At 53.5% G+C, this 26,346-nt stretch carries 27 protein-coding genes; 18 read left to right on the top strand and 9 right to left on the bottom strand.

The window, feature by feature from the left end; all coding sequences use genetic code 11:
• The first annotated feature begins 53 nt into the window (after positions 1-53).
• The gene (locus BM477_RS02470; protein ID WP_075361207.1) at positions 54-455 is read left to right on the top strand and encodes an FKBP-type peptidyl-prolyl cis-trans isomerase; all 402 of its coding nucleotides are present in this window, start codon (positions 54-56) and stop codon (positions 453-455) included.
• 123 nt (positions 456-578) lie between these two features.
• Here the strand turns inward: BM477_RS02470 and msrA are convergent, their stop codons facing one another.
• A complete protein-coding gene (msrA, locus tag BM477_RS02465; protein WP_075361092.1) occupies positions 579-1,109 on the bottom strand; it encodes a peptide-methionine (S)-S-oxide reductase MsrA in 531 nt (176 codons plus the stop codon).
• A 105-nt stretch (positions 1,110-1,214) separates the two neighbouring features.
• Here msrA and BM477_RS02460 point away from each other — a divergent pair, with 105 nt between their 5' ends.
• Positions 1,215-2,762 (top strand): AI-2E family transporter, encoded by a 1,548-nt coding sequence (locus BM477_RS02460; RefSeq protein ID WP_075361091.1) that lies wholly within the window; start codon positions 1,215-1,217, stop codon positions 2,760-2,762.
• Between the two features lie 81 nt (positions 2,763-2,843).
• Here the strand turns inward: BM477_RS02460 and greA are convergent, their stop codons facing one another.
• Both greA and trhA read right to left on the bottom strand, forming a co-directional pair.
• Positions 2,844-3,323 carry a transcription elongation factor GreA gene (greA, locus tag BM477_RS02455; RefSeq protein ID WP_075361090.1) on the bottom strand — a complete coding sequence of 160 codons (480 nt, stop codon included), beginning with the start codon at positions 3,321-3,323 and terminating at the stop codon, positions 2,844-2,846.
• 119 nt (positions 3,324-3,442) lie between these two features.
• Positions 3,443-4,126 (bottom strand): PAQR family membrane homeostasis protein TrhA, encoded by a 684-nt coding sequence (gene trhA, locus BM477_RS02450; protein ID WP_075361089.1) that lies wholly within the window; start codon positions 4,124-4,126, stop codon positions 3,443-3,445.
• 168 nt (positions 4,127-4,294) lie between these two features.
• Between trhA and BM477_RS02445 the strand changes: the two genes are divergently transcribed.
• Positions 4,295-5,059, top strand: a complete 765-nt coding sequence (locus BM477_RS02445; RefSeq protein WP_075361088.1) for an isoprenyl transferase — start codon at positions 4,295-4,297, stop codon at positions 5,057-5,059.
• Here BM477_RS02445 and BM477_RS02440 read toward each other — a convergent pair.
• Together BM477_RS02440 and xseA are read right to left on the bottom strand one after the other, a co-directional pair.
• Positions 5,056-5,298: an exodeoxyribonuclease VII small subunit gene (locus tag BM477_RS02440; RefSeq protein ID WP_075361087.1), complete on the bottom strand. Its 243-nt coding sequence runs from the start codon at positions 5,296-5,298 to the stop codon at positions 5,056-5,058. The two genes, BM477_RS02445 and BM477_RS02440, sit on opposite strands and share 4 nt — an antisense overlap.
• Before the next feature lie 42 nt (positions 5,299-5,340).
• Positions 5,341-6,597, bottom strand: a complete 1,257-nt coding sequence (gene xseA, locus BM477_RS02435; protein ID WP_075361086.1) for an exodeoxyribonuclease VII large subunit — start codon at positions 6,595-6,597, stop codon at positions 5,341-5,343.
• A 74-nt stretch (positions 6,598-6,671) separates the two neighbouring features.
• Here xseA and BM477_RS02430 point away from each other — a divergent pair, with 74 nt between their 5' ends.
• Complete coding sequence (locus tag BM477_RS02430) at positions 6,672-7,679, top strand: 4-hydroxy-3-methylbut-2-enyl diphosphate reductase (RefSeq protein ID WP_075361085.1); 1,008 nt, start codon at positions 6,672-6,674, stop codon at positions 7,677-7,679.
• On the opposite strand, the gene BM477_RS02425 is transcribed toward BM477_RS02430, so the two are convergent.
• Positions 7,676-8,719 carry a DNA recombination protein RmuC gene (locus BM477_RS02425; RefSeq protein WP_075361084.1) on the bottom strand — a complete coding sequence of 348 codons (1,044 nt, stop codon included), beginning with the start codon at positions 8,717-8,719 and terminating at the stop codon, positions 7,676-7,678. The genes BM477_RS02430 and BM477_RS02425 overlap by 4 nt on opposite strands.
• 108 nt (positions 8,720-8,827) lie before the next feature.
• Here BM477_RS02425 and ychF point away from each other — a divergent pair, with 108 nt between their 5' ends.
• The 11 genes from ychF to BM477_RS08610 all read left to right on the top strand — a co-directional run bounded on the left by ychF (position 8,828) and on the right by BM477_RS08610 (position 19,611).
• Positions 8,828-9,913, top strand: coding sequence for a redox-regulated ATPase YchF (gene ychF, locus BM477_RS02420; RefSeq protein ID WP_075361083.1), 1,086 nt, complete (start codon positions 8,828-8,830; stop codon positions 9,911-9,913).
• A 152-nt stretch (positions 9,914-10,065) separates the two neighbouring features.
• The gene (locus BM477_RS02415; protein WP_084543651.1) at positions 10,066-10,323 is read left to right on the top strand and encodes a helix-turn-helix transcriptional regulator; all 258 of its coding nucleotides are present in this window, start codon (positions 10,066-10,068) and stop codon (positions 10,321-10,323) included.
• On the top strand, positions 10,320-11,519 hold the full coding sequence (locus BM477_RS02410; RefSeq protein ID WP_075361082.1) for a type II toxin-antitoxin system HipA family toxin: 1,200 nt from the start codon (positions 10,320-10,322) through the stop codon (positions 11,517-11,519). Before BM477_RS02415 ends, BM477_RS02410 begins: the two co-directional genes overlap by 4 nt.
• Before the next feature lie 182 nt (positions 11,520-11,701).
• Complete coding sequence (locus BM477_RS08530; protein WP_245792818.1) at positions 11,702-12,001, top strand: AAA family ATPase; 300 nt, start codon at positions 11,702-11,704, stop codon at positions 11,999-12,001.
• The gene (locus tag BM477_RS02405) at positions 11,988-12,863 is read left to right on the top strand and encodes an ATP-binding protein (RefSeq protein ID WP_245792816.1); all 876 of its coding nucleotides are present in this window, start codon (positions 11,988-11,990) and stop codon (positions 12,861-12,863) included. The genes BM477_RS08530 and BM477_RS02405 overlap by 14 nt, the downstream gene beginning before the upstream one ends.
• Before the next feature lie 184 nt (positions 12,864-13,047).
• Positions 13,048-14,139: an EcsC family protein gene (locus BM477_RS02400; protein WP_075361081.1), complete on the top strand. Its 1,092-nt coding sequence runs from the start codon at positions 13,048-13,050 to the stop codon at positions 14,137-14,139.
• Between the two features lie 412 nt (positions 14,140-14,551).
• Entirely contained in the window at positions 14,552-16,132 is a 1,581-nt protein-coding gene (locus BM477_RS02395; protein WP_075361080.1) for an alpha/beta hydrolase, read from the top strand.
• A gap of 15 nt (positions 16,133-16,147) precedes the next feature.
• Positions 16,148-17,704, top strand: coding sequence for an alpha/beta hydrolase (locus BM477_RS02390; protein ID WP_075361079.1), 1,557 nt, complete (start codon positions 16,148-16,150; stop codon positions 17,702-17,704).
• 890 nt (positions 17,705-18,594) lie between these two features.
• Positions 18,595-18,915: a hypothetical protein gene (locus tag BM477_RS02385; protein WP_075361078.1), complete on the top strand. Its 321-nt coding sequence runs from the start codon at positions 18,595-18,597 to the stop codon at positions 18,913-18,915.
• Positions 18,916-19,094: 179 nt separating this feature from the next.
• The gene (locus tag BM477_RS08265; protein WP_143230175.1) at positions 19,095-19,337 is read left to right on the top strand and encodes a hypothetical protein; all 243 of its coding nucleotides are present in this window, start codon (positions 19,095-19,097) and stop codon (positions 19,335-19,337) included.
• Between the two features lie 13 nt (positions 19,338-19,350).
• The gene (locus tag BM477_RS08610) at positions 19,351-19,611 is read left to right on the top strand and encodes a type II toxin-antitoxin system RelE family toxin (RefSeq protein WP_075361077.1); all 261 of its coding nucleotides are present in this window, start codon (positions 19,351-19,353) and stop codon (positions 19,609-19,611) included.
• 2 nt (positions 19,612-19,613) lie between these two features.
• Here BM477_RS08610 and BM477_RS08335 read toward each other — a convergent pair whose 3' ends face one another.
• Positions 19,614-19,754 carry a hypothetical protein gene (locus BM477_RS08335; RefSeq protein WP_158024336.1) on the bottom strand — a complete coding sequence of 47 codons (141 nt, stop codon included), beginning with the start codon at positions 19,752-19,754 and terminating at the stop codon, positions 19,614-19,616.
• Between the two features lie 60 nt (positions 19,755-19,814).
• Between BM477_RS08335 and BM477_RS02375 the strand changes: the two genes are divergently transcribed.
• The 3 genes from BM477_RS02375 (at position 19,815) to BM477_RS02365 (ending at position 23,683) form a co-directional block, all read left to right on the top strand.
• The gene (locus tag BM477_RS02375; protein ID WP_075361076.1) at positions 19,815-20,756 is read left to right on the top strand and encodes a carbohydrate kinase family protein; all 942 of its coding nucleotides are present in this window, start codon (positions 19,815-19,817) and stop codon (positions 20,754-20,756) included.
• 91 nt (positions 20,757-20,847) lie between these two features.
• Entirely contained in the window at positions 20,848-22,392 is a 1,545-nt protein-coding gene (locus BM477_RS02370; protein WP_075361075.1) for an NAD(P)/FAD-dependent oxidoreductase, read from the top strand.
• A 10-nt stretch (positions 22,393-22,402) separates the two neighbouring features.
• Positions 22,403-23,683 (top strand): M18 family aminopeptidase, encoded by a 1,281-nt coding sequence (locus BM477_RS02365; RefSeq protein ID WP_084543650.1) that lies wholly within the window; start codon positions 22,403-22,405, stop codon positions 23,681-23,683.
• Positions 23,684-23,712: 29 nt separating this feature from the next.
• Here BM477_RS02365 and BM477_RS02360 read toward each other — a convergent pair whose 3' ends face one another.
• Positions 23,713-24,558 carry a D-hexose-6-phosphate mutarotase gene (locus BM477_RS02360; RefSeq protein WP_075361073.1) on the bottom strand — a complete coding sequence of 282 codons (846 nt, stop codon included), beginning with the start codon at positions 24,556-24,558 and terminating at the stop codon, positions 23,713-23,715.
• 99 nt (positions 24,559-24,657) lie between these two features.
• Positions 24,658-26,343 carry an ABC transporter family substrate-binding protein gene (locus BM477_RS02355; protein WP_075361072.1) on the bottom strand — a complete coding sequence of 562 codons (1,686 nt, stop codon included), beginning with the start codon at positions 26,341-26,343 and terminating at the stop codon, positions 24,658-24,660.
• Positions 26,344-26,346 lie beyond the last annotated feature (3 nt).

Genomic DNA, 26,346 nt, shown 5'->3' with positions numbered 1-26,346 from the left:
ATAACAGCGCCCACCCCTGACAATCCGGGGTGGGCATTGTTATGCTTAGCATTATGGAAAATATGCCTTCAGTAAATGAACCTTTCGGAACTAAACCTACTATCTCCTTCCCGTCACCTGACGCTCCGGCGCAGTTGCAGGTGGAAGTGCTTCACGCCGGTGACGGCGACGTCATCGAAGCTGGTGACACCATCGCTGCCCACTACCTGGGTCAGGTCTGGGACGGAAATGTCTTCGACAACTCTTTCGACCGCGGTCAGCCGCTGGTCTTCCAAGTTGGTGTCGGCATGGTTATCCGCGGTTGGGATGATGGCCTAGTTGGCCAGCGGGTCGGTACCCGCGTCTTGCTGTCGATTCCTGCGGAGCTCGGCTATGGTGACCGCGGAGTCCCGCAGGCCGGCATTAAGGGTGGAGACACCCTCGTCTTCGTAACTGACATCGTCGGCAAGCTCTAAACTAGCCAACAGAAAATGGGCCCGGGAATCAGTTGACTCTCGGGCCCATTTCTTAGCCGGTTTGCTGCGGTTACTGACCGCGTAAGCTTGCGTGGACGGTTTGTTGTGTTTACCCACCGCTCGCTACTGCGCGTCAGCAGTCCAGCCGCACTTAATGCCGGTCGCATGAACGGGGCAGTAGCCGTTCGGGTTCTTCTCCAAATACTTCTGATGGTATTCTTCTGCCGGCCAGAACTGGCCTGCCTCGGACATTAGTGAAATCTCCGTGGTGATGGGGCCAAAACCTGCCGCGGTGAGGGCCTGCTGTGCTTTCTCCGCACTAGCTTTCGCGGCCTCTAACTGCTCAACGTCAGCGCTGTAAATCACAGAGCGGTACTGGGAGCCAATATCATTGCCCTGACGGTTACCCTGGGTGGGATCATGCTGCTCCCAGAAGAACTTCAGCAAGTCAGCGAGGACTTTTGGGTCGTCCTCGTAAACCACCTCAACTACTTCAACATGCCCGGTCAGATTAGAACAAACCTCCATATAGGTGGGGTTCGGGGTGGTCCCGCCCATGTAACCTACAGTGGTTTCTTTCACTCCGGGAATGGAATCTGCGGCCTTTTGCACGCCCCAGAAGCATCCCATGCCAATAACGATAGTTTTATTCACTGTGACCAGCCTTTGTTTATGGTGATTTCAAATCATACTGTGTACTATTAAACACGATATAAGTCGCCTCTATTCCTGACCATCCGCACTGAGAGGGATGCTTTTATGCAGAAGCCAAGAAAGAACTTGCTAAATCGTTTTAAGAAAATCATACGTGATTCTCGCGCAGGCAATTTGGTTGAGGAAGCTGCTTTCTCTCCGATGGAGCCAGTGGATGAATCTGGCGGCGCGAACCGTTCCGCTAAATCCTATGTGCCGCTAGGGGTCAGGGCCGCCGCGGAATGGTCTTGGAGCATTATCCTCATAGCAGTCGCTGGACTGGGAGTCTTGTGGGTGATGAGCCAGTTCAGCATGATTCTAATTCCGGTTGCGGTCGCTATGGTTTTCACTGCTGTGCTTAACCCGCTGGTGCATCTACTTTCCGTTCGCTTGCATTTCCCGAAGGTACTGTCGGTAGTCATCGCCATGCTGGTGGGAATTACGATTTTCGTGACCATTGTGGGTTTGGCTATCAATCAGGTGATCGCTGACGCTCCCTCTTTGGCGTACAAGATTGCGGCTGCTTTTGAACAGCTACGGACTTGGCTCTCTGAGGGGCCGCTGAATCTGCGTGAGAATCAGCTGGATATGTGGATTAGCCAGAGCACCACAAACCTGATGAATACTTTGCGTGATAATGTCAGCGATATTGCCAATGGTGCTTTCACCGCGGTGGCTTCATTCGGTAGCTTCTTGACGACCAGTTTCATTGTGCTGTTCTGTATTTTCTTCTTCCTCTATGACGGGAAGACAATCTGGCTGTGGATTGTGCGTATCATGCCGCGTGCTAGCCGCCGGACCGTGCATGAGTCCGTCTCTCAGGGCTGGACTACTTTGGGTGCGTGGGCTCGCGTGCAGGTTTTGGTGGCCGCGATTGATGCTATTGGCATTGGCGCCGGCGCCTACTTTTTAGGGATTGGGCTGTGGGCTCCGATTGGTCTGCTTACTTTCTTGATGGCTTTCATCCCGATTGTGGGTGCGATTATTGCCGGTGTCGTCGCTGTGCTGGTTGCTTTGGTGGATGTGAGCGCGGGCTCTGCGTTGTTTATGCTGATTATTGTGCTGGTCGTGCAGCAGTTGGAAGGCAATGTTTTGAACCCGATTCTGATGGCTTCCGCGGTTTCTTTGCACCCGGTTGCGGTTCTGTTGGGTTTGACTGCCGCCAGTTACATGATCGGTATTTTGGGGGCTCTCTTTACCGTCCCGGTGATGGCTTTCATTAATGCTTCAGTGGTTTATGCGAATAGTTCCTACAGTCGGATGAATAAGTCCGATACCAGTGATAGAGAGCTGGGGCTGATGACCTCCGCGGATGAAATTGTGGATGCTTTACAAGATGATGACAAGGAGCCGCGTGACGCTTTCAAGGACGAGGACGAGGATGCTGCTGATGCTGACCTAGTCGTGGATGAGGTGCCATTGGGTGCTGACTATTCGCCAGATCATTTGCGGCTCTTGCCGGAGTCTGACGCGGAGATGGATACGGCATCTGGGGAGGCCGAGGGAGGCTCTGTGGCAGCATCGGCGGAGTCGTCTAAGTCAACTGAGGTGGAGTCTAGTTCGGTTGCGGAAAAGACTGAGTTAGATGATTCAACTGACCGGCAGGGTTCTTAATTGCAGGTAGCTGATGTTTAACGAGGAAGGCTGGCACCCGTGATGGGTGCCAGCCTTCCTCGTATTTTCTAGTTTTCTAGTTTAGCCTTCGTAGGGGGAGGCTTTTAGGATTTCCACGTCGAAGGTCTTCCCGTTGGGTGCCTTGTAGGAGACGGTGTCGCCCTGCTTGGAGCCTAGGATGGCCTGGCCGAGTGGAGCTTCGGGAGAGTACACGTCAATGTCTAGGTCGTCGGAGGCTTCACGGAGGCCGAGCAGGAATTTCATTTCCCGTCCAGCCATTTTCACGGTCACAACCATGCCGGGTTCAACAATCCCGTCGTCGGCGGGGGTTTCGCCTACTTCAGAGTTGCGCAGTAGCTCTTCGAGCTGTAGGATGCGGGTCTCATTCATGGATTGCTCATCGCGGGCAGCATGGTAGGCGCCGTTTTCTTTGAGGTCACCGTCTTGCCGTGCTTCGTCAATCTTGCGGGCAATTTCGGGGCGCTTGGTTTCCGTGAGGAAAGCCAGTTCTTCCTGCAGCTTCTGGTATGAAGCTTTATCTATCCAACGTTTTTCGGTCATTGTTTTTCCTTTGTTAACCCTGTGGGCAGCTAGACCACAGGATGATACAGCTGCCTGTGGGCGTAATCAAGCATCATTGGTTGATGCGTAGGTTGTCTGTATTGTATCTGCTTTGTTGTCTATGCGCTAAGCACAGCGATATAAGTTGCGACGCACATGAGGGTCCAGCCGATTAGCGTGCAGAGGTGGAAGAACTCATGGAATCCGAAGATTTTTGCGAGCGGCCCGGGCCAGCGTAAGGCGTAGAAGATAGCGCCAATCGTGTAGACGATGCCTCCGGAAACGAGGAGCCACACTACCGCCCAGTTTGATCCTTCAGCGATGGGGTAGAGGAACCAGATGGCAACCCAGCCGAGCAGAATGTAGATCAGTGTGTAGGACCAGCGGGGTGCTTGGAGCCAGAAGATGCGCATGAGGATGCCGATGCCGGCGCCACCCCAGACGATGGAGAGTAACATGATTCGGTTCGTGCCGGTGAGGGATGCCACGGTAATGGGCGTGTAGGTGCCGGCGATGAGCAGGAAAATGTTGGAGTGGTCCATTCGTCTTAGGATGGCGTCGCCTTTTTGCCCCCAGACGATGCGATGGTAGATCGCGGAGGTGGAGAACAGCATGAGTGAACAAATCATGTACACCACTGATGCCCATCTGGTGGCTGAGGTGGGTGCGAGGACAACTAGGACGATTGCTGCTGCCAACGACAGGGGTGCAGCGATGGTGTGGATCCAGCCGCGGAGCAGGGGGCGGTGTTGTTCGATTTCGTCGTAGGGTGCTGAGCTGACTTCCGGTTTTGTTGTAGACATGTTGGACCTTTCGCGAAAGCGTTACTAATAACTGTAGTTCGCTATTTGAGGTGCGTCACCTTATATGAACAGGAGTCTTCGGTTTGTACGCCGAGGGCGTGCCGGTGGGGTAGTTCTACAGTGTGGGGCGGGTTTCGTCGTACAATATCCCTAGTTTAAGGAGGAGTCATGATGAATTTTCGGTTGCTGTATGACGCGTATGAGCGGCGTTTGTTGCGCGAAATTCTTGAGGGCTCTGCGATTCCGCGCCATGTGGGTGTGATTTTGGATGGTAATCGGCGGTGGGCTCGGGAGGCGGGTTTCGATACTGCTTCAGGTCACCGTGAGGGCGCGAAGAAGATTGTAGATTTTTTGGGTTGGGCTGAGTCCGCGAAGGTTGAGATTGTGACTTTGTGGATGCTGTCTACGGATAATTTGGGTCGTAGCAGTGAGGAGCTTGATCAGCTAATCGGCATCATTGTGGATAGTGTGAAGCAGATGGCAGCGTCGAAGCGCTGGCATTTGCAGCTGGTGGGGGATTTGAGCCGGCTCCCTGAGGATGCGGCCACCGCTTTGCAGGAGGCTTGCGATTCAACTAGTGATGTGCAGGGTTTAGTGGTGAATGTTGCGGTTGGTTATGGGGGCCGTGATGAGATTGCTGAGGCGGTTCGTCGGCTGCTGTGTAAGCGTGCGGAGGCCGGACAGTCCATTGAGCAGGCTGCTGAGGAAGTCGGGGTGGAGGAGATTGCCGATAATCTTTACACTACGGGCCAGCCTGATCCTGATTTGGTGATTCGTACTTCTGGTGAGCAGCGACTGTCTGGATTCTTGCTCTGGCAGTCAGTCCACTCTGAATACTATTTCTGTGAGACTTTCTGGCCTGATATGCGCCGCGTTGATTTCTTGCGTGCTTTGCGTGATTACGGTCAGCGTGAGCGCCGCATGGGCCATTAGGCTTCCGGTTCGCTTCCTGCTCCGCTCTGGTCTTTAGCGGCTACTCTTTCCCGGGCGCTGGCTAGGATTGCCTGGCAGTGTGCAGCTAGTTCTTGTCCTCTTTCCCATAGTTTTAGCGCGTCTTCTAGGGGGATGTCGCGGGAGTCTAGTTTGCGCACAGTTTCAACTAGTTCTGCACGGGCTTCTTCGTAGCTGAGCTGGCTGATTTCGGTTGCTGCGGTTTCGTTGTTTTCAGTCATAGTGCTTGTCTTTCTTTGGGTTGTAATGGTTGGAGGTTCTGATTATTTAGTGGAGCCTTGGTTGGTGTTGGTGCCAACGATGGAGGCCACGAATGAGCCATGGGCTAGCATGCCTTCCACTAGGTCGCCCTTTTTGAGGGATGTCGCGTCGGTGACGACTTTCCTGTCTGGGGTTCTCAACACTGTGTAACCGCGCTCCAGGATGGATTGTGGGGATAGTGCTTTGAGTTCTCTCTGGTAGCCGGTGAGGGCTGATTCAAGAATGTCTAGCCGGTTGCTGATGCGTTCTTGTAATCCCTGCTGGGCTCTTTCGATTTCGGTGCTGTGTGAGTCGATAATGCCGATGGGGGAGGCGAAGGTGGGCCTCTCATAGAGTGCGTTCAAGTGTTTTTGTTCGTCATCAAGCCGTGCCAGGATGAGGCTTCTGCCTTGCTGAATCGTGTTGTTTAGGCCTTCTAGTTCTTGCGCTAGGTCGGGCACGACTTTGCGTGCTGCATCTGTCGGGGTGGAGGCCCGGTAGTCTGCTACTAGGTCGAGGAGGGGAGCGTCGGTTTCGTGGCCGATCGCGGATACGATTGGCGTGGTAGCGGCCGCTACGGCTCTGACGATGCGCTCATCTGAGAAGGGCAGCAGGTCGGTTACTGCGCCGCCCCCTCGGGTAATAATGATGACGTCTACGTCCTCGATCTGATCTAGCTCGGTGAGGGCGTTGATGACGGTAGCGGCAGTGTGTTCGCCTTGTACGTTGGCGTAGCGGGTTTCGAAGATGGCGCCGGGCCAGCGCAGGCGGGCATTGACTTTGACGTCTTGTTCGGCTTTGGCTCCTTGCCCGCAGATCAGACCGATTTTGCGGGGGATGAAGGGGAGTGGTTTTTTCAGCTCTGCTGCGAAGAGTCCTTCTGCCTGAAGTTGTTGCCGGAGCATCTCGATGCGGGCCAGCATATCGCCTAGGCCCTGTAAGTGCACGGCGGTGCCTTGGAGTTGTAGTGAGCCGCTACGTTCCCAGAAGGTGGGCTTGGCTTGGACTACTACGCGGGCTCCGGGTTCAAGGGTCTCCTTGACGGGCTGGATGGCGCTGGCCCAGAGGGCTACGTTCATTTGTGTTTCAGCTTCAATGTCGCGCAGTGTGAGGAAGCTCATCCGGTTGCCGGGGCGGATTTTGAGTTCAACGACTTCGCCTTCAACCCAGCAGGTGGACATTCGCTCAATATACGCTTTCATCTTTTCGGTGAGTAAGCGGAGCGGCCACGGATTTTCGCGGGTGGTTTCGCCGGCTAGGCGGGGTAGTGTTGAATCCATAAGCTAACCTTATTCTTCTTTGGGGCAATTTTTCCACTCAATCATTCAGCCTGTGTACTGGTAATCTGGCCTGTATGAGCGGAGCAGATAAGAAAGTCCTGTTGGCAGCCCCTCGCGGCTACTGTGCGGGCGTGGACCGTGCGGTTGAGGCGGTGGAGCGTGCCTTGGAGATGTACGGCGCCCCGGTTTATGTGCGCAAGGAGATTGTCCATAACAAGTATGTGGTGGAGACTTTGAGTGCTCGCGGCGCGATTTTCGTGCAGGAAACCGATGAGGTTCCTGAGGGGGCGCGCTGCGTGTTTTCCGCACATGGTGTTTCCCCGCAGGTCCATGCGGAGGCTGCGGCCCGTCGTTTGCAAACTATTGACGCCACCTGCCCGCTGGTCACCAAGGTGCACCGTGAAGCGGTCCGGTACGACAAGGGCGATTACGACATTGTTCTGGTTGGCCATGAAGGCCATGAAGAGGTCGAAGGTACTTACGGTCATGCTCCTGATCGGATCCAGATTGTAAACAATCCGGATGAGGTGGATAAGGTCGTTGTCCGCGACCCTGACAAGGTAGTTTGGCTTTCACAAACCACTCTTTCAGTGGATGAAGCCATGGAGACGGTTCGCCGCCTGCGGGATCGTTTCCCGAATCTAGTGGATCCGCCGGGTTCGGATATTTGCTATGCGACCCAGAATCGGCAGACTGCGGTGAAGGCGATGGCGGCGCGTTGTGATTTGATGATTGTGGTGGGCTCAGCTAACTCTTCAAACTCTGTGCGGCTCCTCGAAGTTGCCCTAGAAAACGGTGCTTCAGCTGGACAGCGGATTGATAAAGCTGATGAGCTGGAAGAGTCCTGGTTTGAGGGCGTCAGCACCGTTGGTTTGACTTCTGGTGCTTCAGTGCCAGAGATTCTGGTACGTGACGTGCTGGCCTGGCTGGATAAGCACGGTTACGCCACAGTTGAAGAGGTGCGGACCGAAACTGAAACTGTGACTTTCTCATTGCCGAAGAACCTTCGCTCCGACATGAAAGAAGCCGGCGTGATTGACGTGCACAATGACCGCACGCGAAGCAGTAACCATACCGCCTAATCACCCCATTCCGCTGATGAGAAGGCGCGGGCGGTAGCATCCTCGACCCCATTTAGAGCGGGCATTTCCCCCAGATTCTCAATTTTCCGTATCTGTGGGAGCACCCTAGTTTCTAGAGAGCCAACGGTCTGATTGTAGGCTTTGAGGGCGCTTTGGAGACTGCTGCCGACCCGGTTCAAATGGTTGACCGCAGTGGCTATGCGGCCAGATAGCTCTTGGCCTAGTTTCACAATATCGCGCGCATTATCCTCAGTCTTGGCCAGCAGCCAGATTTGCGCGCAGGTACGCGCAGTCGCCAGTAGGGAAGTGGGAGTCACAATGTAAACATTAGCCCGCATACTGGTTTCCAACAGCGCAGGATCGACATCCAGTGCGGCAGACAGTAGCGCCTCCATGGGGAGGAACATGAGGGTGAAACCCAAGGAGCCAGAGATAGTGCTGTGATAATCCCGTTTCTGTAGGGTTTTCACATGCTCTGCCAAGGTATTAGCGTGGGCGTGCATTAGCTGGGAGTATTCGGCAGAGTCAGCTGGCACCTCCATGGCACGTAAATATGCGTCAAAGGGAACTTTTGCGTCCACCACGATGCTGCCACTTTCGGGAAGGTGAATGATTGCGTCAGGCCGAGAACGATCCGTCTGCACTGCCTGCAAAGAGTAATCCACGTGCTGCTGCAGGCCGGCTGCTTCAAAGATCCTATGCAGCTCAATCTCACCCCAAGCGCCGCGAGCGCTATGTGAACTCAAGGTCGATTCAAGGCTCCGCGTTGCCTCCACCAAGCGGGCATCCCCCTCGACGGCTTGCCGAAGCTGCTGCCCAATAGAGCCAAAATGCTGACTGGTGCGGTTACTTAAATCCTGCACCCGTCCCTCTAACTGTCTCAGATGCTGTGACAGCAAAGCCATATCCTGTCCTGTCGCGGCGGGCGGCTGGACAGAGTCAGTAGGGGAGTAGCCGTGAGAGCGGCTGCCCAGAAAATAACCAATCGCGAGGCCAAGCAACAGGCTGGCGAAGATGAAAAATAGTTCCGTATAACTCATGCGACTAGTTAAACAAGGCGGCGGGACATTTAAGACCCCCTCGTCCCCAAAACGTGATTCAGGCCCGGTGGCGTGCCCCGCAAGCCCGTCATGGCGTAGAATGCCCTTGTGGCTTTAACTATTGGAATTGCAGGACTGCCCAACGTAGGCAAGTCGACTTTGTTTAATGCGCTCACCCGCGCGACCGTACTGGCAGCAAACTACCCGTTTGCGACCATTGAACCCAACGTAGGCGTGGTGTCGCTACCTGACCCTCGTTTGAATCAGCTGGCGGAGATTTTCAAATCCGAAAGGATTCTACCCGCGACCGTATCTTTCGTTGATATTGCGGGGATTGTGCGGGGCGCGTCAGAGGGTGAAGGTCTGGGCAACCAGTTCCTGGCGAATATTCGTGAAGCGGACGCAATCTGCCAGGTGACCCGCGCCTTTAAGGACCCTGACGTGGTTCACGTCGACGGGAAGGTTGATGCTGCAGCCGATATTGAAACCATCTCCACTGAGCTGATCTTGGCTGATATTCAGACCCTAGAGAAGGCCATCCCGCGCCTCGAAAAAGAGGTGCGCGGTAAGAAGACAGAGCCGGAGTACCTGGACGTAGCCAAGGGCGCTCTGCAACTGTTGGAGGACGGCAAGCTGCTGTTCGCTAACGCTGCCGCCGCCGACTTGGATATGAAGATCTTGCGTACCTTCCAGCTCATGACCACCAAGCCTTTCATCTACGTTTTCAACATGGATGCCGAGGGGCTGGAGGATGCTGACTTGCAGGCGGAACTCTCCGCGCTGGTCGCCCCCGCTGAGGCCGTTTTCTTGGACGCACAGTTTGAATCCGAACTGGTTGAGTTGGACGAGGAAGAAGCCGCTGAAATGCTAGCAGAGGCAGGACAGGAAGAGTCCGGCCTGGACAAGCTGGCCCGCGTCGGATTCGACACCCTCGGCCTGCAAACCTACCTCACCGCCGGACCCAAGGAAGCCAGGGCTTGGACCGTGAAGAAGGGCGCCACCGCCCCCGAGGCTGCTGGCGTCATCCACACCGACTTCCAGAAGGGCTTCATCAAGGCCGAGGTCGTCTCATTCGACGACCTGGTAGCCGCCGGCTCCATGGCAGAAGCCCGCGCCGCAGGCAAGGTCCGCATGGAAGGCAAAGACTACATTATGGCCGACGGCGACGTCGTGGAGTTTCGGTTTAACGTGTAGTCTCCTATAGCAGACTTATCAGTCTGAGCTCATGTTTGCACTGTCCGGAAAGATGTTTCCGAAACTGGCTGAAAGTAAACATGGTTGGTTGGATTTTGGTAAATTCGGAAACATAGTTCCGAATTGCTCTTTTAGGGTGTACCATTGTCTTCATGTCTACCAATTACGGAAAAATAGTTCCGAAAACGTCTGGTGAATCAGATTCTGATGCGGGTCTAGCTGGGATAGCTACGGCCCTAAAAATTGCGCGTAAAGAATACGGCCTGACTCAGCAACAGGTTGCTGATCTATCCGGCGTTTCGGATCGCACTGTACGCTCCCTCGAAAAAGGAAGTTCCAGCCCCAGCCTAAAAGCTCTCCTAGCCGTCGCGGATACGCTCGGGCTAACGGTTGAGGTGGTTCGTCAATGATACAGACGGCTGCCCCTGCCCTCGACCAGATGCGCTTTATAGACACTGTAGACGTGTATAAAGGCGACTACCTAGCTGGGACTCTAAAACGGAACGAAACCGGGGAAGTGGAATTCTCCTATCTTGATTCGTACGATGGAGAGGCAATCTCTTTTTCGTTACCCCTCGGGGAAAAAGCAGTGCGTCCCGGCGGTGCGCTACCGCCGTTCTTTGCGGGACTCCTGCCTGAAGGGCACCGCCTCACCGTTTTGAACCGGGCGACCAAAACCTCGCTCGATGATGAACTAACAATGCTCTTAGCTGTTGGTGCGGATACTCCTGGAGACGTCAGGCTATTCCCCTCTGGCGTGGCTCCGACGGAACCAGCCCCACTGGTGGGGGAGCTTGCCGAATCCGATTTCAGAGTCATCACCGATACAGTGGACCGGTATGCGGTTCCTGGTGTGCAGGCTAAAGCCTCAGCATCCATGATTAATATGCCAATCAGCACTGAAGGGCGTTACGCAATTTTAAAGATTAACCCTCCCGTGCATCCCCACCTCGTCCAAAACGAATACCTTCATCTTAAGTCGGCGCGTGCCCTAAAAATCCCTGTCGCCCAAGCAGAGCTACTTACTGACAGTAAAGGGTGTGAAGGGTTATTCGTGACACGATTTGACCGTGTCGCAGGAAAAGACGGGAAACTGATGCGCCTCGCCCAAGAGGATGCCACCCAAGTGCTAGAGATTCTGCCGGCACAGAAGTACTCGGTTGCTTCCGAGGATGTAGTTCGTGCGCTTGCAGAGCGAACGCAAGCACCCAAAATTGCGACGCGCACTCTATATTTGCAGTTCCTTTTCGCGTGGCTGACCGGAAATGGTGACTTGCATGCCAAAAACCTCTCTATTTTGCGTAATCTCAAGGGTATTTGGTCTGTAGCTCCCATGTATGATTTGGCCTGCACAGCTCTCTATAGAGACTTTACTATGGCACTACCAGTCGCAGGTCGCACCAACAAACTTAGTGGTAGACACTGGGATGAATTTGCCGATAATATTGGGCTGCCGATACGGGCCGCCCGCGACATCCAGCGGTTAGCCTTAAGTACGGCAAAGAGTATCGACCTTTCCCAACTACCTTTCGAGGGTTCGCCCTTGTCGGGAGCTCAGAAGGAACTAAGTAGCAGGCGTTTCAAGATTGAATCACTACTGCAGTAGAAGCACGGCGACGGGCAGATGTGGAGCTAACCTGTCCGTTTAAGGTGTGAAAATGGTAGCGTTTGGGGTGTGAAAATGGTAGTGTATGGCTTGTGAGTCAGTATCAACCTTGAACTGTAGACCTAGAACTGGATGAGCTTCTTCCCCTGGCTCCGGCTGTTGCGATTGATGGAGCTAAGGGTGTGGGGAAGACTGCTACAGCTCGTCGGCGGGCAAGTAACGCTTGGTTTTTGGATGATCCAAATCTAAGAGAAGTAGTAGCTGCTGACTTCGCCCTCGGCGGTGTGCCGGAAGGTACATTGCTGATTGATGAATGGCAGCACCTACCGCAAGTCTGGGACTCAGTACGGCGAAAAGTTGACCAAGGGGCTTCCCCGGGACAGTTCATCCTCACCGGGTCAGCTACCCCGCGTGATGCTTTAGGAACCCACAGTGGGGCAGGAAGAATACTCTCTCCGAATGCGTCCAATGGCGCTTCATGAAAGAGGGCTAGTTAAGCCCACAGTTTCACTTCGTGCTTTACTGGAGGGAGTCTCCCAACTGCCGGCCTTGCGTAGTGAATTTGGACTAGCCGACTACTTTGCTGCCATTACCGCAAGCGGATTCCCTGCTGTACAGCAAACAGTACCCCGGCTTCAGCGGGCTCAACTAGACTCATATCTTGAGCGGATTATTGACCATGACCTGCCCAATGAAGGTTTCGTAGTTCGACGTCCGGAAACGCTCAGACGGTGGATGTCCGCCTACGCTACCGCCAGTTCAACCACTACCTCATACTCTCGGCTACTAGACGCCACAACAGCTGGCGATGGTTCTCAGCCCGCCAAAACAACAACCCGTAACTATATAGATCACCTTGAACGCTTATGGATTCTTGATCCTGTACCCGGATGGATTCCATCCAACAATCCAATCCGGAGGTTACAGCAAGCTCCTAAACGTCAATTGGCTGATCCCGCGTTGGCTGCGCGACTCCTCGGCTTGAACGCATCATCTCTGGCCGGTCCATCAGGAGCGCACATGGCGGGTCCACTATTTGAATCCCTAGTGACACTCGGTGTGAGGGTGGCAGCTCAAGCAGCTGAGGCTCGGGTATATCACTTACGCACCAATGAAGGTAGACACGAAATTGACCTTATTGTTGAAGGTGAAGACGGCAGAGTCTTAGCAATTGAAGTAAAACTATCTGGTGCTGTCCACGATCAAGACGTTCGCCATTTGCTGTGGCTACGAGAGCAGATACCAGACCGGGTAGTTGATTTACTAGTTGTGAATACTGGGCCGGCCACTTATCGCAGGTCAGATGGTGTTGGGGTAGTTCCCCTAGCATTGTTAGGCGCCTAATATTGGTATCCGTCTCAGGAGGAAACCATGGAAAAGCGATGTTCTCCATATTCTTATGTGTGGCGGCAGATGAAAGAGAAAGCGCGCTAACCGGGCTCAAATAAGAGTCCTAGAAGCGCGGAAGTACGCTAGTATTCCAGTAGTCAATAAAACGCCCTGTAAAACTTGAGTCCGGAATAGCTACATGAGTGGACAAGACATAGAACAGCCGATTGAACCGGAAGATATTTTCGGGGAAGAAACTGAAGATCCGATTCGTGAAGCGCTAGGCCAGCAAGACGCTGAACTGCAACAGTACGCTATCGCTTTCATTACGAAAGTGATTCGTTTACGCGGTGTGCGGATTGACCGTGATTCTTTCTTGCGCCAAGAGTTTCGCAAACTTCGCATGTCGGATGAGCAAATTCAGAAGGCGATTGAAACTACCCCAAGTGAAGCTGGCGTCAGTTTAGAGCAGCTTGATGAGCTAGCGTCGCAAGTAATCGGCTTTGAAACTAAAAAGTCTGCAAGTTTGTCCTTCGCTGCCGGTCTGCCCGGCGGGTTCGCAATGTTGGCAACTATTCCCACCGACGTTGCGCAGTATTACGCACATGCCTTCAGAGTCATGCAAAAACTTGCCTACATTTATGGTTGGCAGAACTTCATCAACGATTTAGATGAAATTGATGATGAAACCCTAGCTAAACTAGCTATGTTCCTTGGTGTGATGATGGGGGTTAGTGGGGCGGCAACCTCTTTGACTACTTTCGTTCGTCAAATCACCATGCCTGCCTTGCAAAAGCAGATCACAAAGCAAGCACTGACTAAGACTGTTTGGTATGGCCCAATGAAGCAGACGTTGCGCATCATCGGCGTTAAAGTCACCAAGGATTCCTTCGCTAAGACCATCACGAAGGCAGTTCCCGTGGCCGGAGGTCTCCTCTCCGGTGGAATGACTCTGGTTGCGCTCAAGTCGCAGTCTGTGAGGCTGCAAAAGCAGTTGCGTCAAATCCCGCCGCCCGGAGTTGATGCAGCAAAGTACATGGCAGAACTGCATGAAGTGAACACGAATACTGACCACAACGCGATACTCGACAAGGCTGTGGGTGCAGTCGAGGGCGCGGTAGAAGCAGTACCGGATACCGTTAAAGAAACCGCAGGTAACCTAGCGAGTAGCGCCAAAGAAGCCGGGGCAGAGGCCGCTTCGCAGGCTAAACACCTAGCGGGTTCATTATTCTCAAAGGTATCGAGGAAGAAAGCCGAAACGGAAGAAACCGGGGAAGACCCTCAGGACTAGTGGCACTAATCCCTAAACCGTCCACGCCAGCGCCGCCCTTCCGGCCGGCTCTAGCAGGTAGGCGATTCCTAAACCAGCCAGCACAATCGCCAAGGTAATCAGCAAGAATGCGATTAGTTTCAGCTTCATTGTTTTCCTCTTTCGCGCTGGGTGGCAATGCTGCCTTAAGTCTAGACGAGGATTCTTAGATACGGAACTCTACAACCAAACAGAATCCTCGGCTTTCGAAATCATAGCGGAGATTTGTTAGCGTCTTCGCGCTCCGAAAAGTGAAGTGTACCTCTCAAGACTCGGAAGCAAAATCAACCGCTTTTAGTCCCGGCCTCAGGGTACAGTACCAAGATAAACAATTTAAGTACAAAAAGCTGAGATGCTGATAAGTGACTAACCCAGTTTAGAAGGTGAGGCCCGAATGACTGTTGAACAGCCCGACTACTTGCTCGGTAGACCAATTTCCTTGGTTGGCCCTAACGCAATCACGCTGACTCTGGTGTCGCTCGCCCTCGTTCTGGTAATTGCAACTTTTCTGGTCCGGGTGAAGCATCGGCGGATGGCACCTGTGTGGAGAGCAGGGGGAGTGCTCCTCTCCAGCTCAGCCATGATTGTAGCGATGGTAATCATGGTGAACGCGGCAATGGGATTCTATCCGATGCTGGATTCACTGTTTCCTAAAGCCAATAAGGCAGTCACAGAAGTAAAGCAGCTCTCCCCGTTGCAACCTCCACTCACACAAAATAATGAAGGTCGGGAAGCGCTCAAAAATGAGCCTCAATCTGCGGAGGTTGCCCCTCGTAATGAGCCTCAGTGGATGCCTCATTTTGAACAGGTTGAGGAAGCCAACGGTGCCAAACTTCTGCAAACTAAGTTCACCGGCCCAATTTCCCAGATTAGTCAAGAAGTTGACGTGTGGGTGCCCCGAGAGTTCTCTCTTGATCCAAACCCGCCGCAGCCCGACTATCGGGTGATTATCTTCCTGCACGGTTCACCCGGTAATCCTTTTGCTTCACAAGCCGCCTTGCGAGCTGGCGAAAAACTACAGGCCGCAATCGATCAGGGAAAGCTTCCTCCCACCATCATGGTTTTCCCCGGTCTTAATGTTGACGGGCAAGAACCAGATTGCGTCAATTTGGTGGAACGTCCGGCAGTAGAGACCTGGCTGGCGCAAGAGCTGCCCACCATGCTGCACTCAGTATTTCCCCAGATTTCAGCTATCCGGGGGGATTGGAATCTAACTGGTGTGTCGGCAGGCGGTTACTGTGCGGTGCGGACAGCGCTTTTACACCCGCAGGTTTTTGGTTCAACCGCCTCACTATCGGGATACAACCGTCCCACTGTGGGCCTCCTCTCGGAAGCGGGAGTGCAATTATACAATGCGAATACGCTCTCTAATTTGATTGGATTGCCGCGCAAATATCCGACTCGGATACTTTTCGCTAGTAGCGCCAACGATCGCGATGCTGACTTCCTCACCGTTTCCACTAACCAGATTTCCCCGCTGCCTGGGGATGAATACGCCAATCTTCCCCTTACCGGCGGACACAATTGGGGTGCTTGGAATGAAGTTTTGCCGAATGTTTTAAGTTGGATTGGAGAACAGTCTGAGGTGCCTCATCTTCAACCTCTTGGTAAGGGGATAGGGGCAGAGTTTGAGCCTTCCCAGCCGACCGTGGAAGGCTGGTGGGGAATTAAGTCGTGGGTGCTGATTAGCCTTGTCAGTATCCTTGTTTTGGCCCTTGGAGCAGGGCTGGTAACCCGCTGGACTATTCCGGGGCGAAGTGTGACCGCTGATGCAACCAATTCGCCGTCTTTCACCCTGGAGGTACAAACCTTGAGAGGCCGGATTATTGGCTATCTACTCTCGCTATTTTTGGTGACTTTAACTGCCTCGCTAGTAGCATTAGAGGCTTTCCTCATCTTCAACGCTAACCTAGAGTTCTATGCTTCTTGGCAGGATGTGATTCGTGAGTTCACGGTCTTCCTCACCTTCGATTAGGAGAGTCTTTAGAGTATGTCCAGTCTGCTCCCCTTAGGACTGTTTGGCCGCCCTATCTCTCTGGTGGGGCCTACTGCGATTACTACCACGGTGGTCGCGTTCATACTGTCGCTGCTGTTGGCGGGCTTACTGGTGAGTAAGCGTCAGAAAAAGCGTCCAATCTGGTGGCGGCTAGGTGGTTTAGGTTTGGGCGTAGCTGCGACTTTGATGGCGTTCGTAATCCTCGTCAATGCCATGATTGGGTTCTATCCGACCACGACGGAACTGATTGATGAGGATGGCTCCATCCCCGTTACCGAGGTGAAGCAGCTTTCACCCTTGACTCCGCCGCTTTCGCAGCAGCATGCCGGCCGGGAACAGTTATTGGAGGCACCTCAGAGTATTTCTGCGCAAGCTGGTAAAGAATGGCATCCCGAGTATGCGGTTTCTGCTGGAAATAATGGTGCAGTCAGGCTCTTGACAGAGTTTACAGGACCACTTTCGGGGATTACCTTACCCGTCTACATTTGGGCGCCCCGAGGGTTCAACCTCAACAATCCAGCAGGGCAGCCAAAGTACCGGGTTATCCAACTCCTTCATGGTTCGCCCGGAAATGCGGAAGGTTCGCAGCATGTTTTGCGGGCTGGTGATCTCCTACAAAATGCTATTGATCAGGGCAAGATTCCACCCACCATTATGGTCTTCCCTGATTTGAATGTGGATGGTCGGGAGCCTGACTGCGTGGATTTACAAGATCGTCCCCGAGTGGAGACTTGGGCGGCGAAAGAAATCCCCACCATGATTCGTTCCCTGTTTCCGCAAGTATCTGATCAGCGGTCGGATTGGACGCTCATGGGTGTCTCTGCGGGGGCCTACTGTGCGGTTAGGACCGGCTTAGCGCATCCGGAAGTTTTCGGTTCAATCGTTTCTTTTTCTGGCTACAATCGTCCAATTATCGGGCTCCTCACGCAGGCAGACGTGGAAACCTATAATGCGAATACGCTTACTACTATTATCGCTCTACCCCGCAAATATCCTAGCCGGGTGCTGCTCGCCAGCAATAGTAGCGACGCGGACGCTGACCGGGTAGCTTTCGCGGTTAATGAGATTAGCCTATTACCTGGCGATGAGTTCGCCAAGCTGACTCTCACTGGGGGACATAACTGGGGTGCTTGGAGTGATGGTTTCCCGGATGCGATGAGTTGGCTGGCAGGTGACCGTACAATCGGTAGAATCCAGCCGTTAGGGAAGGGGCTTGGGGCTAATCATGCGTCCGTGAATGCGCCCACCGAAGGTTGGTGGGGGATTCGTTCAGTAATCATGATTGTCTTGATTGCGGTTATTTCTCTGATGCTCAGTTTCTTTACGGTCAGTTTCGGGAAACGTCCTCTGCCCACCCGTCATGCTGAGAGCACACGGCTGCGCAACTTGCGTGTTTTCCTACCGCATTATTTGCTTAGTCTCATGTTGGTGGCTGCTAGTTCAGTGTTGTTAGTATTGACGATGTTCATGATTTTTAACGCAAACTTAGAGTTTTATGCCTCTTGGCAGGATGTGGTGCGCGAAGTTGGGGTACTGTTGGCGACTCGTTAACCTGACTAAACTGTGACTATGCGCTAGGCTAATTCTGTCCCTCTCAGTGTTGAGCGAAGGAATAGCCATGAGCGTTTTAGTCCTAGGGGAAGCCCTAGTTGATCGTTTCCACACCGCCGCCGGCATCCGTGATGTGCCCGGTGGTTCCGCCGCTAATATTCGCATCAGCGAATCCTGAGGATGTAGAGTATGACTTCGTTTGATCCGACGATCTGGTAGCCGCTGGTAAGGTTCTGATTGTAAGCAAAGACTATGTAGTGGTTAGTCGCGGCGCCAGAATCTTCTTCTCGGGCATAGCTCCAGCACGCCCCACCTAGTCCAAGATGAGTACTTTCACCTTGGGTGGCTTGGACGCTATATCTGCAGTTCTTTTTCGCTTGGCTGACGGGAAATGTCGACTTGTATGTCACAAAATTCTATATGTTGCGTATCGCTAAGGGTGGCGTTAGCTTCTATGTGCAATCGGGCAGACACTGGGATGAATTTGCTGGCAGTATTGGGTTGCCTATACGTGCTGCCTGAGATGTCCACCGACTAGCCCTAAGTGTTGACAAAGATATTGATCTTTCTGGTTTAGCCTTCCATGGTTCACTCCTATCTGGCGCTCAGAAAGAACTGGTTAGTCGGCATTTCAGGATTGAATCTCAATTGAACTAGGATAGTAATCGTGGCGCTTCGAAAATGTGCAACAGTTTACGTTATCTTTAAGTGGGTTATATGATATGAACGTCATCAACTAGTTTTATAACTTTATTAGGGAGACTAATGGGTTGGCTTAGTTCTAATCTAGCTGTTTTACCGGAATTGCAGTTCCATTACTTCTGGGTATTGTCAAACCTCTGATTGAACGAGATTCTGGTGGCAGGGAATACCGTCGTCTTAGAAGGCACGTGGAACTTCAAAAGAGCCTCGATAAAGACAGCAAAGCTTGGCATGATATTGATCAGTTAATACATGAAGAAATGTCTGTGTTCACGAGACGTAATTCCGAACGCCTTGGAAGGAAGATGGATACTGGGGCGATAGGCGCGATAGTATTTGTGGCTATTATAGGAGGGGGTATATCTTATGGCCTTGTGACGGCGGCTCAATATTTGACCGGTTTTTGGTCGGCATTTTTTTGGGTAATAACGGTAGCGTGGACAATATTTATTTTGTTATTTGTTATGGTTGGCGGCGCTTCTACCCTGTATAAGACAGAAGAAAACTAGCGAAAATGTATATATTTGCTGTATTGGTCCTTGTAGAGAATTAGCCTCCCATGGATTTCACCCTAACGCTATGATTGTATGCTGCTGCAGGTAAAAATATAGAAATATATTGAATACTGCTATCCACAGGGCGACTACGGTAGCTTGTTACCAGCTTTTTCGAACTGTATGATGGGTATATGATTCCCACTTCTTCTACGTCTCGTGCCAGTGCCCGTGCTAATACTTCACGTGCGCCGTATCGCTCTGTCATATCTGGTCGGTTTGTGCCATCATCGCAGCCCATGTCTGTCTCTCCTGCTACCGTGAGGAGTTTATTCGAATCGATTGAGGAAGAAGAAGACGCCAAAGACGTAGCTAAGGCACGCTTGGAAACTGGGCGTATAACCCATGAGGAACTGCTGAAAGAACTTGGACTCTAATTAGTAGATTCCTATGCCCTACCAGATTACCTACGTCCCTTCAGCTGTAAAAGTCATAAAACAAACCGACCCCTTGCCTCGTCAACGAATCCTAAAAGCTATCGAGGCTCTTTCGATAAACCCTAGACCGCGCGGGTGTAAGAGGCTAAAAGGCGGACAGGGAGAATTGCGTATAAGAGTCGGATCCCATCGGGTTATCTACGAGGTTAACGACGGTCAACTGACTATTTTGGTGCTAAAGATAGGTCATCGAAGTAGCATCTACCGCCGCTAAGACTACACGTCTAGATGCCGCTTTACTAAAACCTCAGATAACCGCCTAGCCAGCGCAGCATCCGCAGGCTCCAGCAGGTAGGCGATTCCTAAACCAGCCAGAATGATCGCCACGGTAATCAATGCGAACGCAGTTAGTTTCATCTTCATGACTTATAGGCTACCCTAAACGTGTATGCCTCAACGAAGAGTGAAGGAGTAACCATGACTGTTTTAGTCCTAGGTGAAGCCTTGATTGACCGTTTCCATAACGCTACCGGCGTCCAAGACGTACCCGGCGGTTCCGCCGCTAACGTTGCCCTCGGCGTGGCGCGGCTAGGTGTGGAGTCCACCCTCGGTACTTGGGTGGCCGAGGATTCCGCGGGGCGCCAACTCACCGATCATCTGGCTGATTCGGCAGTCCGCCTAGCGCCTGGCTCAACGGATGCGCCAGTGACCTCAATCGCTGACATTCAGCTCAGTCCTAAAGGCGATGCGCAGTATGAGTTCACCATCCAGTGGGCTCCGCCAGTGTTCGCGCTTGACGCGGAGGTATTAGCCCTTCATACGGGGTCGATTGCGGCAGTGATGGAACCGGGGGCGGAGAGTGTTAGAACCCTCGTGGAGGCAGCCAAATCCCAAGCGGTTATCACTTTTGATCCGAATGCGCGTCCCGCGATTATGGATCAGATTCCGGACTCTCAGCGGTTGCTTAGGGAAGCCTCTTATCAGGCGGATTTGATTAAGGTTTCTGATGAGGATTGTGCTTGGTTGACGGGTTTGGAACGTAGCCACTTTCAACCCTCACAGGAGCATCCAGAGCTGGTTGATGACTGGTTTGCGCACGGGGTTTCACTGGTGGTGATTACTGCTGGGAAAGCGGGGTTGGTCGCCTATTTGCCGGACGGGACCAAAATCTTGCAGGAATCGAAGCCTCGTCGGGTTGTTGATACGGTCGGGGCGGGAGACTCTGTGATGGCTGCCTTGCTGGTGCAACTGGTTGAGCAGCGGATTAGCCCAGATTTTTCGGTTTCGAAACGGCGTTTGGTGTTTAGCCCTCACCAGGTCAAAGAAATGCTGCATTATGCCAGTACTGTGGCGGCTTTAACGTGTGAACGGGCGGGTGCTGATCTGCCCACTCGGGAGCAGGTGCAAGAACGGCTGTAAAGCAGAGGAAACTATTGGGCACGACGTGACTGTGTGACATGACATACTCAGTCAGGTGTCAGATAACTGTCATCTCGCGTAAATTGTGTATATGCGAAACACTACCCTTGCGAAAATCGGAATCTTGTCCACCTCAACCCTGGCAGCCGCCGCTGCCACCTACCTAGCGACCCGCAAACCTGCGCGCCAGCTGGCCGATCAATCCCGGCCCGTCCGTGTCCTCGTGGCCGGCGGTGGCTATATTGGACTCATCGCCGCCCAAAACCTACGCAAACAATTCTCCGCCGAAGACGTTGAAATCACGGTAGTGGACCCGCGTTCATACATGACCTACCAGCCCTTCCTGCCCGAAGCTGCTGGCGGCAATATTGAGCCGCGACACGTCGTCGCACCCCACCGCATCGCGCTACGCGACTGCCGCCTCGTGATCGGCAAAATCACCGACATTAACCACGGCGCCAAAACCGTCACTATTCGCCCCGAAACTGGCGACCAGCACCACGGTGAGATTGAAACCTACAAGCTGGAATACGACCACATCATCATTGGCCTCGGCGCAGAGCCACGCACCTTGCCTATCCCTGGCCTAGCGGATATGGCCCTCGGCTTCAAACAGGTCGAAGAAGCCATCAACCTACGAAACAGGGTTCTCAACAAGCTTGAGGTCGCAGCCAGCTCCCGCAACCTCGCAGAGCGCAGCCGCCTCCTCACCTTCGTCTTCGTAGGCGGCGGATTCGCCGGCATCGAAGCCATCGCTGAAGTGGAAGACATGGCCCGCGCCGCCGTCAAACGAATCGACAACCTTGAGATGAGTGACCTGCGCCTAGTTATGGTCGAGGGTGCGCGCCGCATCCTCCCGGAACTCGGTGAAGAACTCGGCGGCTACGCCCTCGAACAGCTCCAAGATCGCGGCATTGATGTTCGCCTCAACACCTTCCTCACCTCCTGCGTTGACGGAAATATTGAGCTCTCCGACGGTAGCAAATTTGAGGCTGACACCCTCGTGTGGACTGCCGGCGTGAAAGCCAACCCAGTCCTTGATAGCTCAGACTTGCCCTTGGAAGAGCGTGGCCGCGTCACCACAAACGCAGAATTGCAGGTTATCGACGCTGAAGAAAACGTGGTTCCCGGCGCCTGGGCTGCCGGCGACTGCGCCGCAGTGCCAGATCTCAACGCCCCCGGCGACGCTACCTGCCCTCCGACCGCGCAGCATGCCGTCCGCCAAGCCAAGGTGCTGGCCGAAAACCTAGCCGCGCAACTGTCTGGCGAACCACTGACCAGATACTCACATAAGAACGTAGGCACGGTAGCCTCCCTCGGCCTGCTCAAAGGCGTAGCAGAAATCGCGGGCGTGAAGCTACGCGGCCCGCTCGCCTGGTTCGCACACCGCAGCTACCACATGATGGCTATGCCCACCTGGAACCGGAAAGCTCGCATCGTGGCGGACTGGACCATGGCGATGCTGTTCCAACGTGAAATCGTGGCCCTCGGCTCTCTCACCAGCCCGCGTGCCGCTTTCCGTGCGGCCGCTCAGGCCGACGAACGCCGCCGAGCCCAGCGCGGACAGAAAGCTCAGCCGCATAAGGTTTTGACCTCACCTGCGACCCCTGAGCAAAAGCAACGCGCGCAGGCGTAAAATAGCCTGCATGAGTATTAATTCGCAACAGTTTGCTAAAGAATTCGGACAGTTCATTCAAGACTCGCCCTCGGCATACCATGCCGCGGACACGGTCGCGAAAGCCTTCACGGCGGCCGGCTTCAAACCCCAAGATGAAACCGACACTTGGGATGCCAGCGCTGGTGGTCACTACATTATCCGTGACGGCGCTATTATCGCCTACCGCATTCCTGAGGGCGCCAAAGCTGACCACCCGTACCGGATTTTGGGCTGTCACACTGACTCTCCAACCTTGAAGATTAAGCCGAACCCGGATGCTACTTCGCCTGATGGTTTCAACCAGGTTGGCGTTGAAATCTATGGGGGAGCGCTCATCAATTCTTGGTTGGACCGTGACCTTGAGGTGGCGGGGCGCATCATTGACCGCGCGGGGAAGACGCACCTGGTGCGGACCGGTCCCATCATGCGGGTGCCGCAGCTAGCCATCCATTTGGATCGTGGCGTCAACGACGGATTGAAGCTGGAAAAACAGCAGCACATTCATCCCGTCTGGGGAGTGAACAGCACTGAAACCAGTCTGCTGGGCTATGTGGCACGCTTGGCTGGGCTGGAGAGCGAAGCGGATATTGCCGGATATGATCTCATCTCCGCAGACACGCAGGCCCCCAGCTTCCTTGGTGGCAAGCAGGAGATGCTGGCCGGTGGACGGATGGATAACCTGGTCACTGTGTTCGCTGGGATGCGGGCCTTTTTACGTCTGACTGAGGAAACCCCGGAGGCTATCACCGTTTTCGCGGCTTTCGACCATGAAGAGATTGGCTCTGGGACGAGGGCGGGCGCAGCTGGTAGCGTGCTTGAGGATGTCCTCCGGCGCACCACGACCGCGCTTGGTGGCGACACTGAAGCCTACCTGCGGGCTTTAGCGAAATCATCCTGCCTGTCTTCCGATGTGGGACACAGCGTTCACCCGAACTATCCGCAAAAGCATGATCCGGATACTCGTCCCGTGATGGGCAAAGGCCCGATGCTTAAGATTAACGCCAATCAGCGTTACGTCACTGATGGGCCGGGCACCGCGATTTGGCGTGACGCTGTGGAGCGGGCAGGTGTGCCCAGCCAGGAGTTCGTCTCCCATAATGACGTGCCTTGCGGTTCTACGATCGGCCCCATGGCGGCGACCCGGTTAGGTATCCTCACGGTGGATATTGGTGTGCCCATTTTGTCAATGCACTCGATTAGGGAACTATGCCATGTGGATGATCTGGTGGCCCTATCTAAGGTATGCGAAGCCTACTGGGCAGGCAAATAGTTTCAACCTGTAAAAGTAAGGAAGCAGACTTAAAGCGAAGTGGTGGAGAGTCGGTAGGACAGAGTATGAGTTCTGCCGGGCTCCACCACTATTGCGTTATCGTAAATGCAACCGGCTTCCACGCACAGCATCTGGCGCCACTCATCATCACCCATATCAGACATGCCGGCGGCCCCTTCTGGGCCCGGGTTCCAAACAATAGTGTTGGTGGCTCCTTCAGATTCCACCTGAATATTACGTGACAGAGCTTCGTCACGGACCGTTAGATTAGGGCCACTAAAGAATACGCGATCAATTCCGGTCAGGCTCTCCACATTGCCTTCTTGGGTGAAATGCTCTGGGCTGATGAAGGGATTTACGGCCTCCACACCATCCAGACCCTCTAGCGTGGTGCGTTCAATATCTCCCACCTGTAAATAGGTGTGGAAGGCCAGTTCACATTCGAAATCCTCATCGGAGAGGTTCGTAATTTCCAGCTCCACTGTTAGGGCTTCATCGCAGCTGACCCGATAGTGCAAGGCGTAGTCGTAGGGGAACAGGTCTGCTCCCTCGGCCTCCTGCGCGCTGGTCGGGTCAAAGAACCAGGTAGCCTGCATGCCGCCTTCCGGGAGTGGCCTGGAGCCAAGATACTCCCATTTTGTGGTGCGTGCGAAACCATGCCGAGGACGTAGCCCTAGGGTGCGCCCCTGGTTGAACCACGGGAAAATAATGGGGATACCACCCCTGATGCTCTTGCCTACCTGGTAGGCGGAAGCCTGAGAGACCCACACGACGGGCTCTTGACCCTGCGGGGTCCACTGCTCCACGTGTGCGCCCTGATGAAACACCCGGGCATTTGATGAGGGACTAGCTATCACCACACTGTCTATATCCATGCCCTCATTGTACTCTCTGATAGCAAAAAGCTGTGGGGGTTGAGTCGTCAAACCACTCAACCCCCACAGCGGAGTTTGCAAAGAAACTAGCAGGCTAGTTTACTTCTTCCAACCGATGTACTCATGAGCAATCTTGGTGAAGCCCATCGCTCCGATGTTAGCAAGACCGTTGCGCGTAGCAACAATCACGGGGCCATTGTAGATAGGCAACCAGCCGGCCTGAGCCAAAGCTTCGGCCTCAACCTTGTTGCCGGCTTCTACGGCTTCAGCTTCGGTGGGCTGGTGTTCAGCTTCTTCAATCTTCTTGTCCAGCTCAGCGGAGCCAAGACCGGTCTTAGACAGTTCAGAGTCAGAACGGTAGACCTGTCCTAGGTCACCCATTCCAAACGGATTGGAAAGAGTCAGACCGGAGAGGACTAAATCGAAGCTCTTATCAGCCATGGTCTTCTGGAAATCAGCCGCGCTACGCTGATCAATGTTGAGCTTGATACCCACATTTTTCAGCATGGACTGAATTGCACCGTACATATTTTTAAGTAGCGGGTTGGTAGAGAAGTTAGGAATCAGAACCTCCAGTGTCTTACCATCCTTAGTCCGGTACTCTTGGCCTTCTGCTTGGGTCCATCCGGCAGCTTCCAGCATGGACTTTGCTTTTTCGGGGTCAAACTTGCCTAGTTCACCGAGGTTGTCCTGGTAGGACTTCTGGCTGGGGCGAACTAGGTTAGAGCCAACCGGATCTTCCTTAAAATCAATTCCTTGGAAACGAATCTTGAAAAGTGTTTCACGGTCAATAGCGTGGAAGAATGCAGAGCGAACCTCTTTATCCTTCATGACTTCAGAGTCGGCGTTGAGCTGAATCAAAGCCAATGACAAGGAAGGAGCAGTGTACTTGGTGATGTCAGTTAAATCAGCAACTTGAGCGAGACGATCTGCATTTCCTACAGCAATCATATCGATTTCCTTGTTCTTGAAGGCGGCAACTTCAGCCTGATCATCCTTCGCTACCAAGGTCACGCGCTCCAGCTTCGGCTTATCGCCCCACCAGTTCTCGTTGGGGACAAAGGTGACAGAGCCGCCGTTGAAATCAATGTTTTCCAGCTTGTATGGGCCTGCACCCCATTCGCCGTGAGCATTTTTGATGTATCCGTTCTGGAAAATCTCAGGATCAACAGCTTTGGGGTGGTAGAGGGTTTCGAAAGTCTGCTTCCACCAGGGGAATACGCGGTCGAACTTAACTACTACGACGTTATCTTTGTCGCCCTTAGTGATGGATTCGATCTGCTGGTAGCCACCGGTATTATTGGCGGGGAAGTTGGCAGCGTCTTTGCCGTTGCTGACCTTCCAAGTAGCTTCGAACGCGGTCCAATCAATGGGGGTGCCGTCATTCCATTTAGCTTTGTCATTCACAGTGAAGGTCACCTGAGTTTTGCCGTCCACCACTTCATCTTTCCATTCAGTGATATAGGCAGGGTTCGGGTACCATTCACCTTGATCGTCGAACAGGGCGATTTGAGGATTGTACCAAGACCAAATAACTGAGGTGTCGTTGGTGGAATCAGCATGGAAGGAGTTCATCTGATCGGTGACCTGAGAGACCGGCAAGGTGAGAGTCCCTCCGTCTTTCAAGTCGGCGTAATCAACCTTCAAATAATCAGTGGCCTTAATCTGAAGCGGTGCGCCGCCCTCTCCGGTGCCGGACTGGCCGGTGGTGCCGGTGCCACAAGCGGACAATAGAAGGGCGCCAGCTGCCATTGCAACTGTCGTAACTTTAAGTATATGTTTCATCTA

The sequence above is a fragment of the Boudabousia marimammalium genome, from assembly GCF_001936115.1.
GTDB classification, from domain to species: Bacteria; Actinomycetota; Actinomycetes; order Actinomycetales; family Actinomycetaceae; genus Boudabousia; species Boudabousia marimammalium.
Note: the sequence above shows the minus strand (reverse complement) of the source record. Positions and strands in the feature narration are given on the sequence as shown.